Here is a 14051-nt window from a genome sequence, read left to right on the forward strand (position 1 = left end):
TCGTGCTTTTGCTCTCCGCCGGATCTTGGCCGGTGTGTACGCTTACGCCCGGTCCGGGTTGTCCCCGGGCAGCGTAACCGCCCAGGTCCAGCGGTTGTTGGCGTAGTAGTTCCAGATGGTGGCGGCCAGGATGCCGGCGGCATTGGCTGCCGCACCGGGCAGACGCAGCAGTCCGTGCAGGGCGGCCAGCACGGCCACGTTAATCAGCACTCCCAGGCCGCAGCACAGGTAGAATTTCAGAGCCCGCTCCCAGGGATTGCCTTCCTTGCGGTGGTTCCAGGTAAAATGGTCGTTGAACAGGAAGTTGCCGCTCATGGCCAAAACGGCAGCGCCCAGGGCGGCTGGGATCGCACCCAGGGAAAGCAGGCGGGTGAACAGAAAAAAGAAGACCATATTCACCACCACGCCGCTCGTGCCCACCAGGCAGAATTTCCAGAAGCGCAGGTCCTCCGGACTGTCCGCCACCAGGCGTAAAATATGGCGCAGGTAGTTAACCTGCTCCCGCAAATTCATTTTCGACCGTTCTTCCCGTCGGCTTCTAAATGTGTAGGGTACTTCGGCCAGGTGTTGAAAATGCCCGCGGACCATGATTTCTGCCAGGATCTTCCACCCCAGCGGTGCCAGAGCCACGCCGGCAATGACTTCTTTTTTGAACATGAAAAATCCGCTCATCGGGTCGCTGGTCCGGCGCAAGTCCTTCAGCGCCAGTTGGCCGATCAGTCTGGCCGCGTTTGAAACCAGCCGGCGCAAAAGACTCAAACCACCATTGCTGCCGCCTGGAACAAAGCGGGAGGCAATCACTAGATCGCTCCCTTCCTGGATACGCCTCAACAGCACGGGCAACATCTCCGGCGGGTGCTGCAAATCGGCGTCCATTACAGCCAGCACGTCTCCCCCGGCGGCGGCAAATCCGGTTGCAACCGCCGAGGCCAATCCCCGCCGCCCCGGGCGGTGGATGAATCTGATCCGCCGGTTAATCCGGCACAGGCGGGTGAGCACTTGCGGTGTGTTGTCCGTGCTGTCGTCCACAAAAAGGATTTCATAGTCGGTGTCCGCCAGTGCCCGCACGATGCGTCCGGCCAGGCCGGCTACGTTGCGCTGTTCGTTGTACGTGGGGATGATTACCGTAAGCAAATGAAAGACCTCCCGTCAGGCCACCCAATGGCCGCGTGCAAAAATAACGTACAAGAAGAAAAACAAGGCCGCTGACAGGGCCAGGATGAAATTATGCGCCCCTTCCCCCCTGAAGCGGCGGGCCATGGTCAGATACAGTGGAAACAGCACCAGTACGAACCGGGGCATGCTGTACAACGGAGCGTGGGGGGCCGGGGAAAAAAGGGGCAAAAACAGTCCGGTAAAAACAAAGATGCTATATGAAGCTCTCTCCCGTGTCAAGGAAAGGCAAAACAAACCAAAACCGGCCAGGGTGAAAGTCAGATCCAGCAATTGCCTGCTGAAATGATAATCGGCACGCATTAAAACAAGCGCCCGCCAAATACTGGCCCAGGGCCAGCCAAAGCCCCGGTGCCAGTATTGCTGGGCGTGGATGAAGGCCAATGGATCACCCAGGTGTTGTTTCAGATAAAACATAAAAATCAGCAGCCCTAGCGGAATCAAACCCAATGACACGCCATCACGCTTTATTTTTCCTCCCGTGGCCCGCAGGTATTCCCATGCCAGCGGCAGAAACAGAAAAACACCCGTGTTGCGTGTGGCCGCGGCCAGCATGCCGGTCACGGCGGCCGGCAGCCAGTGGTGCCGGCGGGCCAGGTAAAAGCTGAGCAAAACCAGCAACAGGAATAGTGATTCGGTATAAATGACCGACAGAAAAAAAGCGGTCGGGAAAAAGGCAAGATACCATAATGCCCGTTCAGCCTCCCTGCGGCTGTGATCCAGCCGGGCCAACCGGTAAAAAACAGCCAGCGCCCCCAATAGCGCACCGTTGGCCACCAGTGCTCCCGCTGTCTCCGGGGTCACACCCAGGCGGCTCAGCAGGTGGATGAGCAGCGGGTAAAAAGGGAAAAAAGCAGCCGTCTTTCCGGTATAGCCCTCCTTGGCGATGGCCAGATACCAGCCCGCATCCCAGCGGTTCAACCCCCGGGTGACGATTTCGGCGGCCCTGGCGGGGTCATAGCGGCCGGGGAAAAAGACGACTGCGCAATAGCCGGCCAACGCCATCAGCAACTGATGGGCCAGATAAACCGCGATCACAATTTGCCTGCCATAAATGCTCTTCATCATGCTTACTGGTATTTTCCCTGGGCAACGCCGGTTTATACATTCCACAAATTTTACATGCTTTTGCCCCCGGTTTGCCACAGGGGGGCGTTATATTACAACCGCCGGACCGGTGGTTGCGGCCCGAGTTTGATTGTACCCATTGTGCAGCCGCCTCCTTTCGTATTATATTTAAGGAGAAGTCCGGGAGGGGATGGGTTTGAAGACCGTTTTCATTGTCGATGACGATTTGAATACTTGTAAACTGGTACGCCAGTATCTGCGTCAGGAAGGTTTTGCCGTGGAAATCTTCGGCTCGGTTTCCGCGGTGGAGGAGCGGCTGAAAACCGGTTTTCCGGATATGTTTGTGCTGGATATCATGCTTCCCGGTGAGGACGGACTGGCTTTTTGCCGGCGCATACGTGCCGGAAACCGGGTGCCGATTATCTTCATTTCCGCCCGGGGGGACGAACTGGACCGCGTGCTCGGACTGGATCTGGGCGGCGACGATTATCTGGCCAAGCCCTTCAGCCCGCGGGAATTGGTGGCCAGGGTAAAAGCCGTTTTCAGGCGCGCCGGGACAGCAGGTGAACAGGTCCCGGAAGCGCTGGCGGTAAACGATCTGCGCATTATGCCGGGCGAGCGGCGGGTGGTTGTTTCCGGACGAGAGGTGGATTTTACGCCCAAGGAATTTGAGTTGCTCCATTTATTGCTGCGCAACCCCGGGCGCGCTTTCAGCCGGGAACAACTGCTGGATGCCGTTTGGGGGTATGATTATGTGGGGGATGTCCGGGCGGTGGACGACCTGGTCAAACGGGTACGTAAAAAGCTTCGCGAAAGGGGTTCACCGGTGGAAATAGCCACTGTTTGGGGCTATGGTTACAAGTTGAGCGGCGAATAAGTCCGCCGGTGGTCAAAGTGCCGGGGACGCCGTTAACGCGGACTGGTTCGGCAGCCGGGGAAAAGCAGGTGATTTGATGCGTTTTAGAGGTCTGGCCGGTAAAATTGCCGCCGGTTATCTGGTTATTGCCCTGTTTATCACGCTGGTGTTGGGGACGGCGTCATTTTTTCTCATCCGCAGCCACCTGGTAGCTCAGGCCAAGGAGAACCTGCGCCAGAACGCCCTGGCCATCGCCCGCATTCTGGCCGCCCAACCGCTGAACAAGGCGAGCGTGACCAGTGTGCTGCCGGAACGGCCCCTCTTCCGTCTGGCCAACCGCCTGCTGGGCGGGCACTACGTGGTGTTGGACCGGCAGGGGATAATAATAGCCAGCAATCTGGGCGAGCGTTTCAAGCCGGGCATGCGTTTGAATGAGTTGTTGCCACTGCATACCTGGCAGGCGGAATTGGCCCGGGGCGAACCGGTGTCCTGGCAAAACAGGGAGTTTGTGGCGGCGGCTGTGCCCATCAAAGGGGGCGGCGGCAATACCGGTACGCTGATCATGCTGGCGCGCATGAGCAATTTGCAGTCAATCGGCCGGGAACTGGCGTTGATCATCGTGCGCAGTCTTGTCCTGAGTACTCTGTTGGCCCTGGTGCTGGCATTTTTTCTGGCCCGGCACATCGCCCGGCCGCTTTCCCTGCTGCAACAACGCACACGCCAGTTGGCCCGGCGGGAATTCGGCGTCGCGCCGGTGGAGTTGTCCACCGGCGATGAAATAGAAGAACTGGGCAAGGACTTCAATATAATGGCCGCCCGTCTGGCCGAGTATGACGCTGCCCAGAGGCGTTTCCTGCAAAATGCCTCACATGAATTAAAGACGCCCCTGATGAATATCCAGGGTTATGCCGAAGGAATATTGGACGGCGTTTTCCAAGGGGGGGAGGTCAACGGGGGGTTGCAGGTGATTGTCAAAGAAAGCAGGCGGCTGAAAAACATCGTGGACGAAATTATTTATTTAAGCCGGCTGGAAAGCCCGGCGGAAAAATACTCTCCGATGCCGGTGGATCTGGTCGCGCTGATGCGGGAGGTGCAGGAAACCTTGCGTCCTCTGGCTGGTGAAAAACAGGTCCGGCTGAACGCCCCCGGGGAATTGTGGCTCTCTGCGGACAGGGAAAAATTGTTGCGTCTGGGTATGAACATCGTCAGTAACGCCCTGCGCTATGCCCGGCGGCAGGTGGCCGTCGAAATATATGCCGGTTCAGCCGGTACGGCCGTCCTGACCTGCCGGGACGATGGACCGGGTTTCCCGCCCGCACAAATGGCTCACCTGTTTGAGCGGTTTCAAAAAGGTCCCGGTGGCCATACCGGTCTGGGCCTGGCCATCGTCCGAGCGATCGCCGAAATGCACGGGGGGGAGGTGAAGGCCGCCAATGGCAGTCACGGCGGCGCGGAAATAACCGTCGTCCTGCCCCCGGGGGAAAAACCGGCTTAGGTTCCATGCACACAAGCCGGCTGTCTTGTCATCGCGGCCGGTTATGAATGACAGGTTCAGGTCATCGTGCGGACACCAGTCCGGACCGTCCCGGCTTACCCAGCCCGGGGCCTGCCGGTTGGTAACGGGGCCTGTTCACCCGCATAACCGGCGGCATCATTCGCCAGTTAATTCCGTTTCAACGCGACCTTTTACCGCCGGAATTATTATGCGGATCCTGTACAAAACTTGTTGCCGGAGAAAAGCGGTTCAGCTATTTTGTTTTACCGGAGGCACCGGTTGCAGGTGAAAGTGCCGGTGTTCCACCAACAGCCTGTGACAAACGCCGCAGTGCGGGCAGGTTACCTGTTCACCGTCTTGAAAGCGCATTTCACCAATGTAATCACCGCAACAACTGACTTCAATGCTGATTACCCGGCCCTCCTGATTCTGGTTGACGCGGTAATCCGCCTGATTTTTTCCGGGCATATGATATTCACCCCCTGCCGGTTATTGACCTTATTATACCGCAGATTGCAAATTTGCCAAGCATCTTCCATGGGTGGCGCCGGAAGATTTGATTAAACCGGCCGTTGGTGATATTTATCCGTTTTAAAGGGATTTCAAACTTTTTCGCGAAAAAACAGGTTATGAATTTTTATCAAAATTAGGAATGAGGCAAGACCATGAGCGTACCCCGAAAAGTATCTTGTTTTTTCATATTCATATTTCTATTTTGTTTGTTTGCTGCTGTTCCGGCCTTTGCATCCGGGAGTGTGACGGTTTTTACCATTGGTTCGCCTGTTTATACTGTTGACGGCCGGACGCACACGATGGACGTGGCTCCGTATACCCAGAACGGCAGAACTTTTCTTCCGGTAAGGTATGTTGCCGAAGCCATCGGTGTGTCCCCGGACAATATTTTATACCGCGCCGGCACAATTACGCTGTCGCGGGGTGATACCACCGTCCGGTTGACCATCGGCAGCAATGTGATGGAAGTTAACGGTAAACCCGGGACGATGGACGTAAAAGCAACCACCCTCCACGGGCGGGCCATGCTTCCGGCGTCCAGTGTCTGCCGGGCTTTCGGCACCGTTCCCGGGTGGAACGCAGAGAGCCGGACCGTGACTATAGAGGAATTGGACCCTCTGAACTCCGGCAACCAGGACGGTTCGCCGGATGTGACAAGCACGTCCGGCGTCAACAATCCCGGTACTGTTCCATTTGACGCGGTGACCGTTTTGCCGCAACAGCCGCCGGTGGAAATAATTCCGTCGCTGAAATATCCTGCTTCGCTTAAAACTGTTGGTGAGGACTACCAGTGGCAGTACAGGGGGATTACTTACCGCTGGCATATGGATGTGCCGGTTGACCTGCTTGACTGGGATCGGAAAGTGGCCGGATTGGTAAATGATTTTTACGCCGGCGATGGAGTTGCTCAGGCTGTCATGCTGTCATCCATGCCCGGTGATTTGCAGCAAATGGTTCTTTCCTGCTCGGATGCGGCCAATGGTGATTATGTTCCGTGGGTCAATGAAAACCTAAATTACACCTATGCGGGTATCCTGGCCAAGTGGCTGTCCAGTCAGGCCCGGGCCGACGGGTATGATTATTTTCATGCCGCCGAATTCGTGCAGAGTTTTGTCGGCGGGGCAATCCCCTACAAGATAACCGCAGAACCCCAATTGCCCGCCCAAACATTGGTTGATGACGGCGACTGTAAAGACAAGTCGATATTGTTGGCCGCCATTTTAAAGAACATGGGGTATAAAACAGCGTTGTTGTCTTATTCTCCGCCGCCCGGACAAACCGCCGGCCACATGGCGACCGGGATAGCCTTTGACGATAGTGAAATTACAACGGACCGGATGCTTTCGTATTACCTGAGCGGCAATGTAAAATATTATTTTGCTGAAACTACGGAACCCGGCTGGCTGATTGGACAAGTAAGTGACGAAAAAATGGAAAAGAGCGGTTATGTTTACCCGGTAAACTAGAAAGTCAAGCTTACCGGCGGTGTTTTTGCGCCGGAAAATGCATTACCAGCCGCCGCTTGAAACCGCCCGGCCGGGTTGTTGAATATGACCCTAAGCGCTGCGGAACAATTTGGTGGGTAGAAACTCCCGGTGCCCGAGTACCTCGGAACTGGTCAGACGGCCGGCGGCGGTGCGCAGCACCATGTCCATGAGCATGTCCCCGGCCTGTTCAATGGTGATTTCCCGGGTTAGCAGGCCGGAAACATTCAAATCGATATGTTCGGACATGGTGGAAACAGTCAGCGGATTGGCCGACAGCTTGATCACGGGTGTAACCGGACAGCCGACAATATTGCCCTGACCGGTGGACACTATTTGCAGGGTTGCGCCGGCTGCCGCGAACAAGGTGAGTACTTCAGGTGCCGCGGAAGATGTTTTCATGAACCAAAACCCCTTGTCCGGCGGCGGCTCGGCCGGAGCCAGCACACCGTCAATCAGCGCGTTGCCAAGCTTTTGGATGTTGCCAAAGGCTTTTTCCTCAATGGTGCTCAGCCCGCCGTGAATGTTTCCCTGACTGGGCTGGCTGCCCAATAGGCTGGCATGCTCGTTTTCAATGAAGCTGGTGTATTCATTGTATGCCTGACGGAACTTTTCCTGCTCTTCCAGTGACTTGAAACGATCGGCAATGATATGCTCGGCGCCGGTCAGTTCGGAAGTCTCGCCGAACATGACGGTAGCGCCCCAATCCAGCATCCGTTCCAGCACCCGGGCTACCGTGGGGTTTGCCCCCAATCCGCTGGTGGTGTCGGATTCACTGCACTTGATGCCAAGGATGATTTCCGCCAGGTTGATTTCCCGGGGCTTGATCTCACTGGCATAATGAATAAATTCCTTGGTCTTCCGCGCCGCCCGTTCAATGACGGCAAGATCACCGGCTCTTTCAATATAGAATGAAGCGACCGGCTTTCCCGTTCCGGCTATGCCGGCGGCAATCTTGTCCGTCCAGTCCGGTTCCATTCCGATCACTACTGCCGCCGCCACATTTGGGTTACTGCCCACACCGGTCATGGTCTGAAAAAACAATTCCAGATCTCGGCCGAATTGGAGTTCACCAAAAGGATGAACCAGCGCTTCCGCGCCATGAATGATTTTGGATACGTTTTTGGCGGCGGCATTGGATACGCCGTCTACTGGAATGATCGTCACATGGTTGCGAATCGCCGCCTTGCCGTTCTCCCGCCGGTAGCCCTGGAAGGTCAAACCAGCCATTACCGCCACCTCGCGCTTTTCATGTTATGCACATGCACATGTTCCCCCGCGCTGATCGGTTGGGAGGCATAGCCGCAGGACCAGCCGTAAATAATTATTTTCTCCCCCGCCGCCACCGGCTTCAAGGCAATTTTGTGCCCCAGGGGAATATTGCTGCATGCCTCCAGCTCAAACCCGGTATTATTTTCAGTCACCAGGCCGGCCACTTTTTCACCCACGGCTATATTGGTAATCACCACTCCGGTCGAGTCCCCCGGTTTGTGTACCAGCACCTTGTATTCCATGATAATTACCCCGTTTCAACGGAAAAGTAATCCCTTGTATAATATGCATCATGATATAGGGCAATATTTATGGGTAATGATTGCTGCGTATGAAAAAATTTCCGTCCAATCCAGGTCTCCGGCAAAGTTACGTGATGCATCAATCAGTGAAAGGCAAGTTCTCGATCTCAACCCGGTTTGCGTAGGCCGGCGTCAATATCTTAAATCCATGCAGATCAAAAGACTGATTGCCAAGTTCGGGTTTTCGCCGCGTTCCGGGAGTATGTACGTTTCAAGACAGATCAAAATCGATTAATTTTAAACAATATGCTTGGAAAACCGGGGTATTCTCCCGGTTCTTTTTTGTTCATATTTTGTTCACGGTTTTTTCATGGTTCGGTAACAAGTTTTTAGTACTTTGAATTACGCGAAGGGTGGTGTTTATTGGTATGTAAGTAAAATAGAAAACTAACGGGAGACCGGGCAAACCGGGATCATGATGGCGTTTCAACAATCCGTGGGGTTTTCACTGTTGTTATGAGACAATTCAGGAGGTGTGGATATATGAAAAACAAAAAGAGATTGCTTTGGCCGGTAATGATCCTCCTGCTGCTGATGGCTGCCCTGGTTGCTGGATGCGGCAATTCCACGACGTCTGGAACCGCCACGCCGGCGGGAAACAGCGGACAAGCAGCGGGTAATAGCACCACGCAGAGCACCTGGAATGCCTCCACGGCAAAACTTTTTGGCACCCTGCGGCGTGTGGAAGGACTGACCGGGGACAAGAAATACCCCTTAACTTCGGAGCAGGCCAAAAAAATCCTGCCCATCGTCAAGGACATTGCCGCGCAGAAGACCATTGCCGCTGATTATGCGAGCGGGAAACAAAAAGAAATTATTGCTGTGCTCAGCCCCGAGCAGCAAAAAGTGATCAGCACCATACCGCACCGGCCGCCCAACGTTAAAAAAGGCGCTACTAACCGGCCTGCAAATTCCGGCAACAGCAACAACCGGGGGGAAGCACAGAACGCATTCCTGGAGCGCATGATATCGGCTCTTCAGCAGAAGGCCGACAGTTGATTTATTTTTGAGCGTACGCTCTTTGTACGGTGTGGAATGTGATTTGAATAATACCTGTAATAAATGTTGCGATTTTGTCCACGAAACCGCAACATTTTTTATGGCCAGGTTAAAATTTACCCCGGGTAGAATCCGGCAGTTTTTGATCATCCATAAGGCATGTTATTTATACTGATCATATATGATTCTGATGCGAACGTACATGGAGAGCCAAGGAATAGGTTTACAGAGCGGTTGTTCATCAATTGTTCACATTTCTTTCATGTACTGGTAACAACTCTATGGCATTCTAGAAAACGAGAAAGGTGGTGGTTGTTGACATGAAAAATTAAACGCAACGAAAGCGCAGGCGTATAAACGATCCAGCTTAATTAAAAATTGGAGGGGAATTGGATGGTTAACCTAAAAAAATATGCTATCACAATAATGATTCCTTTATCGTTATTGGCTGGTGCATGTATGCCCTACGGCACTGCTTTTGCCGATACCACTCTTACTCGGATTACTGCCACCGCCCCGGCTGCCACCGCATATACGGTGAGCGGGGTGGTGACGGACAATTCCGGGAACCCGATCAGCGGCGCCATCCTGGCCATCAATGGTGAGAACTCTACAACCACCGCATCTGACGGCAGTTACAGCCTGAGTCTGCCTGACGGCACATACACCCTTACTGTATCTGCAGCAAATTATCAAACCGCCACATACAGCCTGGATGTGGCCGACTCCAATCTCACCGGTCAGAATATTGCCTTGACTCCGGGAACATCAAACATGACTTGGAATAACCCCGACACCTGGAATCAGATGCTTACTACCGGTTGCTTGAATGGTAAGCATGTAACCAGGGCAATGTTTATGGCCATGCTGGTGAATAGGCTTAATTTGAGCAGAGAAGCGAATATTAATTTCATTGACGTACCTGGCAATGCCTGGTATGCCCATAGCTTGAGACTGGCGGTGGGAGCCGGTCTGATGCATGGGGTAGGAGCCAATAGATTTGCTCCAAATCAAATTATTACTGTTAAGCAAATGCAAGCTATGGTTAATGCCGCTAAAAAATTTAATTCACTTTTTAACCAAAGTGGTTATTCCCGGGTATACAGTGGATATATGAACCATTTTAATAGATAATTAAAGCATATTATCGTTACTGGTTGCATAAGCCAGCTCCAAAGCCAGGGGCTGGCTTTTTAAACTTTCCTGAAAGCGAACGGTCTCATGCAGCATGTTCCCTACAAAACGAACTCGGTGGCCGGCATGCGGTGGGCCGGCAACTGTGGATAGGCATATTTGTGAAAAGCCTCGTAGCCGTAATCAAATGTGATTATCACTCAGGGCAAAAAGAAAACGCCTCAAGTAATACACTACATTACCTGGGGCGCCACGTCAATAGAAATTTATTTTCCGTCGTGTTGATATGTATTCAGGCCAAAGGTGAATATCGTATCCGCCATTGCCGGGCGGGGTATTGCCGGACCGGTTGAAGACAATAGCGTCAGCAATGGGAGACACTTACGCCAATTCATCCAATCACCTCTTTTACCACATTCATCCAAGGTTATACTTCGACATTGCATGACAACCTCCTCTGTTAAATAATAACAATGCTCCATTTTTTAAACTCTCTGCAATGCAAAACATTTCTTAAAAAAAGACCCCAAAGATAAAGAGGCGATTGGCCAATGCCACAAAGATGATGAAGGTGATTTGCCGCCGGTGGCGAATAATTTATTTCTGTATAAGGTTCCTGATGTCTTATTCTTCAAGCCTCTTATACAGTTGGTTCAAATCGTGTATAATGTAAACAGTAAAACACTAAGGAGGCAGTTTATTGACCACCGGGAAAAAGTCCCCGGACGGGGGGAAGCGCCGACTGCCGCACCGGCGGGAGGTTAAAGCGGCGGCGCCGCCGCTAAAACTGGATCCGTTCCAGGAAGAGGCCATTGCCGCCCTGCTGGCAGGTCATAACGTGTTGGTGGCCGCGCCCACCGGCACCGGGAAGACTCTGATCGCGGAGAAACTGCTGGCGCAGATACTGGCAAAAGGCCGGGGAGCCGTCTATACTTCACCGATCAAGGCGTTATCCAATCAGAAATTTCGTGATTTCGGACAGCTATTCGGCCGGGAACGGGTGGGATTGATTACCGGCGACCTGTCAATCAATGAAAACGCCGGCTTGCTGGTCATGACTACGGAAATTTTCCGCAACTGGTGTTTTGCCAACCCGGAGGCACTGGAAGACACCACCCATGTGATTTTTGACGAGATGCATTATCTGGATGATCCGGACCGGGGCACGGCCTGGGAGGAAAGCATTATTTTCGCCCCGCCGCACATTAAAATTCTCGGTCTGTCGGCTACGGTGCCCAACGTAAAAGAAATCGCCACCTGGATGGCCGAGGTGCGGGGGGAGCCGGTCAGGGTGATCGAAGAACACTGCCGGGCGGTACCGCTTGAGATAGCCTGGATCAGCCCGGGCGGCGAAGTGCTGGATGAATCCGGGGCGCGGGAGGAAATCGAGGAGCGCATGGAGGTGCGCCGCTGGCGGCAACGCCGCTGGGACGGCGGCATGCTGGCGGCCGGACGCGAATTCGAATAGGTGGTGAAATGATTTGCCCGCCATTAACCCCAGTCCCACTTGCGGGGATGTGATTGACGCCATTTCCGCGTACCTGCCGGTTCTTTATTTTACCTTCAGCCGCGGCCGCACTGAATTGCTGGCCGATGAACTGGGACGTCAGTGGGATTTCCTCAATCCGGGGGAAAAAAATGACGTCAGGGAGTTGATCCGGCGGGCGGAGACGGATAACCCCGGTCTTTTCGGCCCGCGGCGTAAAAACCTGCGCCGCTTGTTGCAGCAGGGCATCGGTTACCACCATGCCGGCCTGTCACCTTTATTAAAGGACCTTGTCGAACGGCTGTACGAGTCAAGACTGGTTTTTGTCCTTTTCTGTACCGAGACATTTGCGGTCGGAGTAAATTTTCCCGCTGCCAGCACGGTTTTTGACTCCTGCCGGAAATGGGACGGACGGGAATTCCGCTCCCTGTTGAACCGGGAGTTTTTCCAGATGGCCGGCCGGGCCGGACGGCGCGGCTTTGATCCGGTCGGCCGGGTATATGTGCGCATTGATGAACGTTTTCCGGATCAAACCGGTTTTTTTCAGGAGGAACAGGTCGAGCCGGTGCGCGGCCGCCTGGTCATCTCTCCCAATACGGTGTTGAGCCTGTTGCATTGGAAAACAGATGATGAGATTAAACGTTTTTTGGAGCGGAACCTGGCGGTATTTCAAAACAGCCGGGAAAGCAGGCAGATCAAGAACGAACTGGACGGCCTGGAAATGCGCGCCGGCGAACTGACGCAGTGTTTTTGTCCGGATCGGGGGCAGCCCTGTTGTCAGCTTTTCCGGCTCAAGTTGCGCCGGGAACTGAACCAGTTGGGTAAACGCAAGCGCCGGCACAGGCCCGGAACAAAGGAAAGAAAAGAAGAAATTCACAGTTTGATGCAGACGGCACGAAAGAAATGTCAGTATAAAGCGTGTGTGGATGCGGAAAGAAAAGTACGCCGGTTGGAGGACCGGATGCATCTCCTGCACCAGCGCGTCAGACAACTGGAAAAACACTCCCGCAACTACGGCCGGGACTTTGAAAACGTCTGGCGGCTTTTGGAACGTCTGGGCTACATTCAAGACCGGGAATTGCTGCCGCGGGGGCTGTTTGCCCTGTACGTGCACGTGCAGGAAATCCTGGTCACGGAACTGGTTTTTTCCGGTATCCTCTTTGAAGTGCCTCCGGTGGAAGCGGTGGCCATTCTGGCCGGGGTCGATTACCAGCCCGGACGGGACGAACAGGTGGTTCCGCCAGCTTTCAACCTGGACCGGGTGGTGCATTTACGGCAACTTTTATTACAAAACGGTGTACCGGAGCAGTTTTGTACCTGGTCCCCCCTGCCGGCCGCCCTGGCCGCCGCCTGGTATGAGGGGGCCGGTTTTGACCAGTTACTGGCCATGTGCAACCTGCAGGAGGGAGACGTTTTTTCTGTTTTGCGCCGGGAAATCGATTTGTTGCGCCAGATGGAGAGGGCGGCCGGACAAGATCACCTGTTGGCCCAGTTGGTGCAGGATTTACGCCGTGCCCTGGACCGGGATGAGGTGGCCGTAATGGGCGTATAAGTCCCATAACTCTCAAGGATAAAAAAATTCCCTGATTTGCTCAGGGAAATGGAGTGGGGAAAGAGAGAAACCCGGGAAATACAAAAGATTCCAAAATGCGGGCCCTTTTCAGGGCGGGGGACAGGAGAGGCTAAATTAAAATAGCGCCCGGGACCGCCTAATCAGTTTCTAAAGGAGAACGTGATAGCAATCACTTGCGTATTATTTTAACACATGTGAAGTTATTATCAAGGCTGGTTTTTTCCCGGTATATGCCGTTTTAAAATAATAGGTGATGCATTCGCTTATTTTCTTTATATATGTGCAAAATTGATAATTATTTAAAAACCGCGGGGCGCCGGCTGATTCCGGCGGCCCGCGGTTTTACGCCTGGAGTCAAAAAGCCCGGTATTGTCCCTGTCCCGCATAATTGCCGCCGCCTCCCGGAGGCTGGTAGACGGCCTGGCCGGCATTGGCTTTTCCGGCTTTTTGGGCTGCTTCGCCCTGCACCCGGGAAATATCCTGTTGGTGTGCCTGCATGGGCATGTGCCAGCCGCGGCGTATCATGGCGTCCATAAAGATGTGCACGTGGCGCTGCTCGTCCTGGTAAATGCTCTGAAACAGCTGCAGCAACTGGGGGTTGGCGGTTTCAATAGACCGGATGTTGTAATCACCGGATTCGTGTTTGTCACTGACCATGGCATCCAGCAGCATCATACGGTCATCGAGCATAAGATC

14 protein-coding genes are annotated in these 14051 nt (G+C 53.9%); 8 read left to right on the top strand and 6 right to left on the bottom strand.

What is annotated here, in order from left to right:
- Nucleotides 1–42: 42 nt before the first annotated feature.
- Both A6M21_RS03910 and A6M21_RS03915 read right to left on the bottom strand, forming a co-directional pair.
- Nucleotides 43–1134 carry a glycosyltransferase gene (locus A6M21_RS03910; RefSeq protein WP_066666568.1) on the bottom strand — a complete coding sequence of 364 codons (1092 nt, stop codon included), beginning with the start codon at nucleotides 1132–1134 and terminating at the stop codon, nucleotides 43–45.
- 15 nt (nucleotides 1135–1149) lie between these two features.
- Nucleotides 1150–2211, bottom strand: coding sequence for a mannosyltransferase family protein (locus tag A6M21_RS03915; RefSeq protein ID WP_161485994.1), 1062 nt, complete (start codon nucleotides 2209–2211; stop codon nucleotides 1150–1152).
- A 226-nt stretch (nucleotides 2212–2437) separates the two neighbouring features.
- Between A6M21_RS03915 and A6M21_RS03920 the strand changes: the two genes are divergently transcribed.
- The 4 genes from A6M21_RS03920 to A6M21_RS03935 all read left to right on the top strand — a co-directional run bounded on the left by A6M21_RS03920 (nucleotide 2438) and on the right by A6M21_RS03935 (nucleotide 6571).
- Entirely contained in the window at nucleotides 2438–3118 is a 681-nt protein-coding gene (locus A6M21_RS03920) for a response regulator transcription factor (RefSeq protein ID WP_151191787.1), read from the top strand.
- A gap of 76 nt (nucleotides 3119–3194) precedes the next feature.
- A complete protein-coding gene (locus A6M21_RS03925) occupies nucleotides 3195–4592 on the top strand; it encodes a sensor histidine kinase (protein ID WP_066666571.1) in 1398 nt (465 codons plus the stop codon).
- Between the two features lie 279 nt (nucleotides 4593–4871).
- On the top strand, nucleotides 4872–5156 hold the full coding sequence (locus A6M21_RS19365; RefSeq protein WP_161485995.1) for a hypothetical protein: 285 nt from the start codon (nucleotides 4872–4874) through the stop codon (nucleotides 5154–5156).
- 191 nt (nucleotides 5157–5347) lie between these two features.
- A complete protein-coding gene (locus tag A6M21_RS03935) occupies nucleotides 5348–6571 on the top strand; it encodes a stalk domain-containing protein (RefSeq protein WP_161485996.1) in 1224 nt (407 codons plus the stop codon).
- Between the two features lie 90 nt (nucleotides 6572–6661).
- Here the strand turns inward: A6M21_RS03935 and A6M21_RS03940 are convergent, their stop codons facing one another.
- The gene (locus tag A6M21_RS03940) at nucleotides 6662–7819 is read right to left on the bottom strand and encodes a UxaA family hydrolase (RefSeq protein WP_066666574.1); all 1158 of its coding nucleotides are present in this window, start codon (nucleotides 7817–7819) and stop codon (nucleotides 6662–6664) included.
- Nucleotides 7819–8103, bottom strand: coding sequence for a UxaA family hydrolase (locus tag A6M21_RS03945; RefSeq protein WP_066666575.1), 285 nt, complete (start codon nucleotides 8101–8103; stop codon nucleotides 7819–7821). The genes A6M21_RS03940 and A6M21_RS03945 overlap by 1 nt, the downstream gene beginning before the upstream one ends.
- A 543-nt stretch (nucleotides 8104–8646) precedes the next feature.
- Between A6M21_RS03945 and A6M21_RS03950 the strand changes: the two genes are divergently transcribed.
- Together A6M21_RS03950 and A6M21_RS03955 are read left to right on the top strand one after the other, a co-directional pair.
- Entirely contained in the window at nucleotides 8647–9162 is a 516-nt protein-coding gene (locus tag A6M21_RS03950) for a hypothetical protein (protein ID WP_066666576.1), read from the top strand.
- Between the two features lie 393 nt (nucleotides 9163–9555).
- Nucleotides 9556–10296 (top strand): carboxypeptidase regulatory-like domain-containing protein, encoded by a 741-nt coding sequence (locus A6M21_RS03955; RefSeq protein WP_066666577.1) that lies wholly within the window; start codon nucleotides 9556–9558, stop codon nucleotides 10294–10296.
- A gap of 101 nt (nucleotides 10297–10397) precedes the next feature.
- Here A6M21_RS03955 and A6M21_RS19435 read toward each other — a convergent pair whose 3' ends face one another.
- The gene (locus tag A6M21_RS19435; protein WP_151191788.1) at nucleotides 10398–10496 is read right to left on the bottom strand and encodes a polysaccharide deacetylase family protein; all 99 of its coding nucleotides are present in this window, start codon (nucleotides 10494–10496) and stop codon (nucleotides 10398–10400) included.
- Between the two features lie 500 nt (nucleotides 10497–10996).
- On the opposite strand from A6M21_RS19435, the gene A6M21_RS03960 reads away from it, so the two are divergent.
- Together A6M21_RS03960 and A6M21_RS03965 are read left to right on the top strand one after the other, a co-directional pair.
- Nucleotides 10997–11764: a DEAD/DEAH box helicase gene (locus A6M21_RS03960; RefSeq protein WP_151191789.1), complete on the top strand. Its 768-nt coding sequence runs from the start codon at nucleotides 10997–10999 to the stop codon at nucleotides 11762–11764.
- A gap of 13 nt (nucleotides 11765–11777) precedes the next feature.
- Complete coding sequence (locus A6M21_RS03965) at nucleotides 11778–13334, top strand: helicase-related protein (RefSeq protein WP_078060369.1); 1557 nt, start codon at nucleotides 11778–11780, stop codon at nucleotides 13332–13334.
- A gap of 375 nt (nucleotides 13335–13709) precedes the next feature.
- Here A6M21_RS03965 and A6M21_RS03970 read toward each other — a convergent pair whose 3' ends face one another.
- The gene (locus A6M21_RS03970) at nucleotides 13710–14045 is read right to left on the bottom strand and encodes a spore coat protein (protein WP_066666578.1); all 336 of its coding nucleotides are present in this window, start codon (nucleotides 14043–14045) and stop codon (nucleotides 13710–13712) included.
- Nucleotides 14046–14051 lie beyond the last annotated feature (6 nt).

Source organism: Desulfotomaculum copahuensis (assembly GCF_001655685.1).
Classification (GTDB): Bacteria; Bacillota; Desulfotomaculia; order Desulfotomaculales; family Desulfovirgulaceae; genus Desulfotomaculum_G; species Desulfotomaculum_G copahuensis.

Coding starts and splice junctions, on each gene's coding strand:
- A6M21_RS03925 (WP_066666571.1), top strand. CDS start 3,195: ATGCGTTTTAGAGGTCTGGCCGGTAAAATTGCCGCCGGTTATCTGGTT.
- A6M21_RS03940 (WP_066666574.1), bottom strand. CDS start 7,819: ATGGCTGGTTTGACCTTCCAGGGCTACCGGCGGGAGAACGGCAAGGCG.
- A6M21_RS03945 (WP_066666575.1), bottom strand. CDS start 8,103: ATGGAATACAAGGTGCTGGTACACAAACCGGGGGACTCGACCGGAGTG.
- A6M21_RS03950 (WP_066666576.1), top strand. CDS start 8,647: ATGAAAAACAAAAAGAGATTGCTTTGGCCGGTAATGATCCTCCTGCTG.
- A6M21_RS03955 (WP_066666577.1), top strand. CDS start 9,556: ATGGTTAACCTAAAAAAATATGCTATCACAATAATGATTCCTTTATCG.
- A6M21_RS03970 (WP_066666578.1), bottom strand. CDS start 14,045: ATGCTCGATGACCGTATGATGCTGCTGGATGCCATGGTCAGTGACAAA.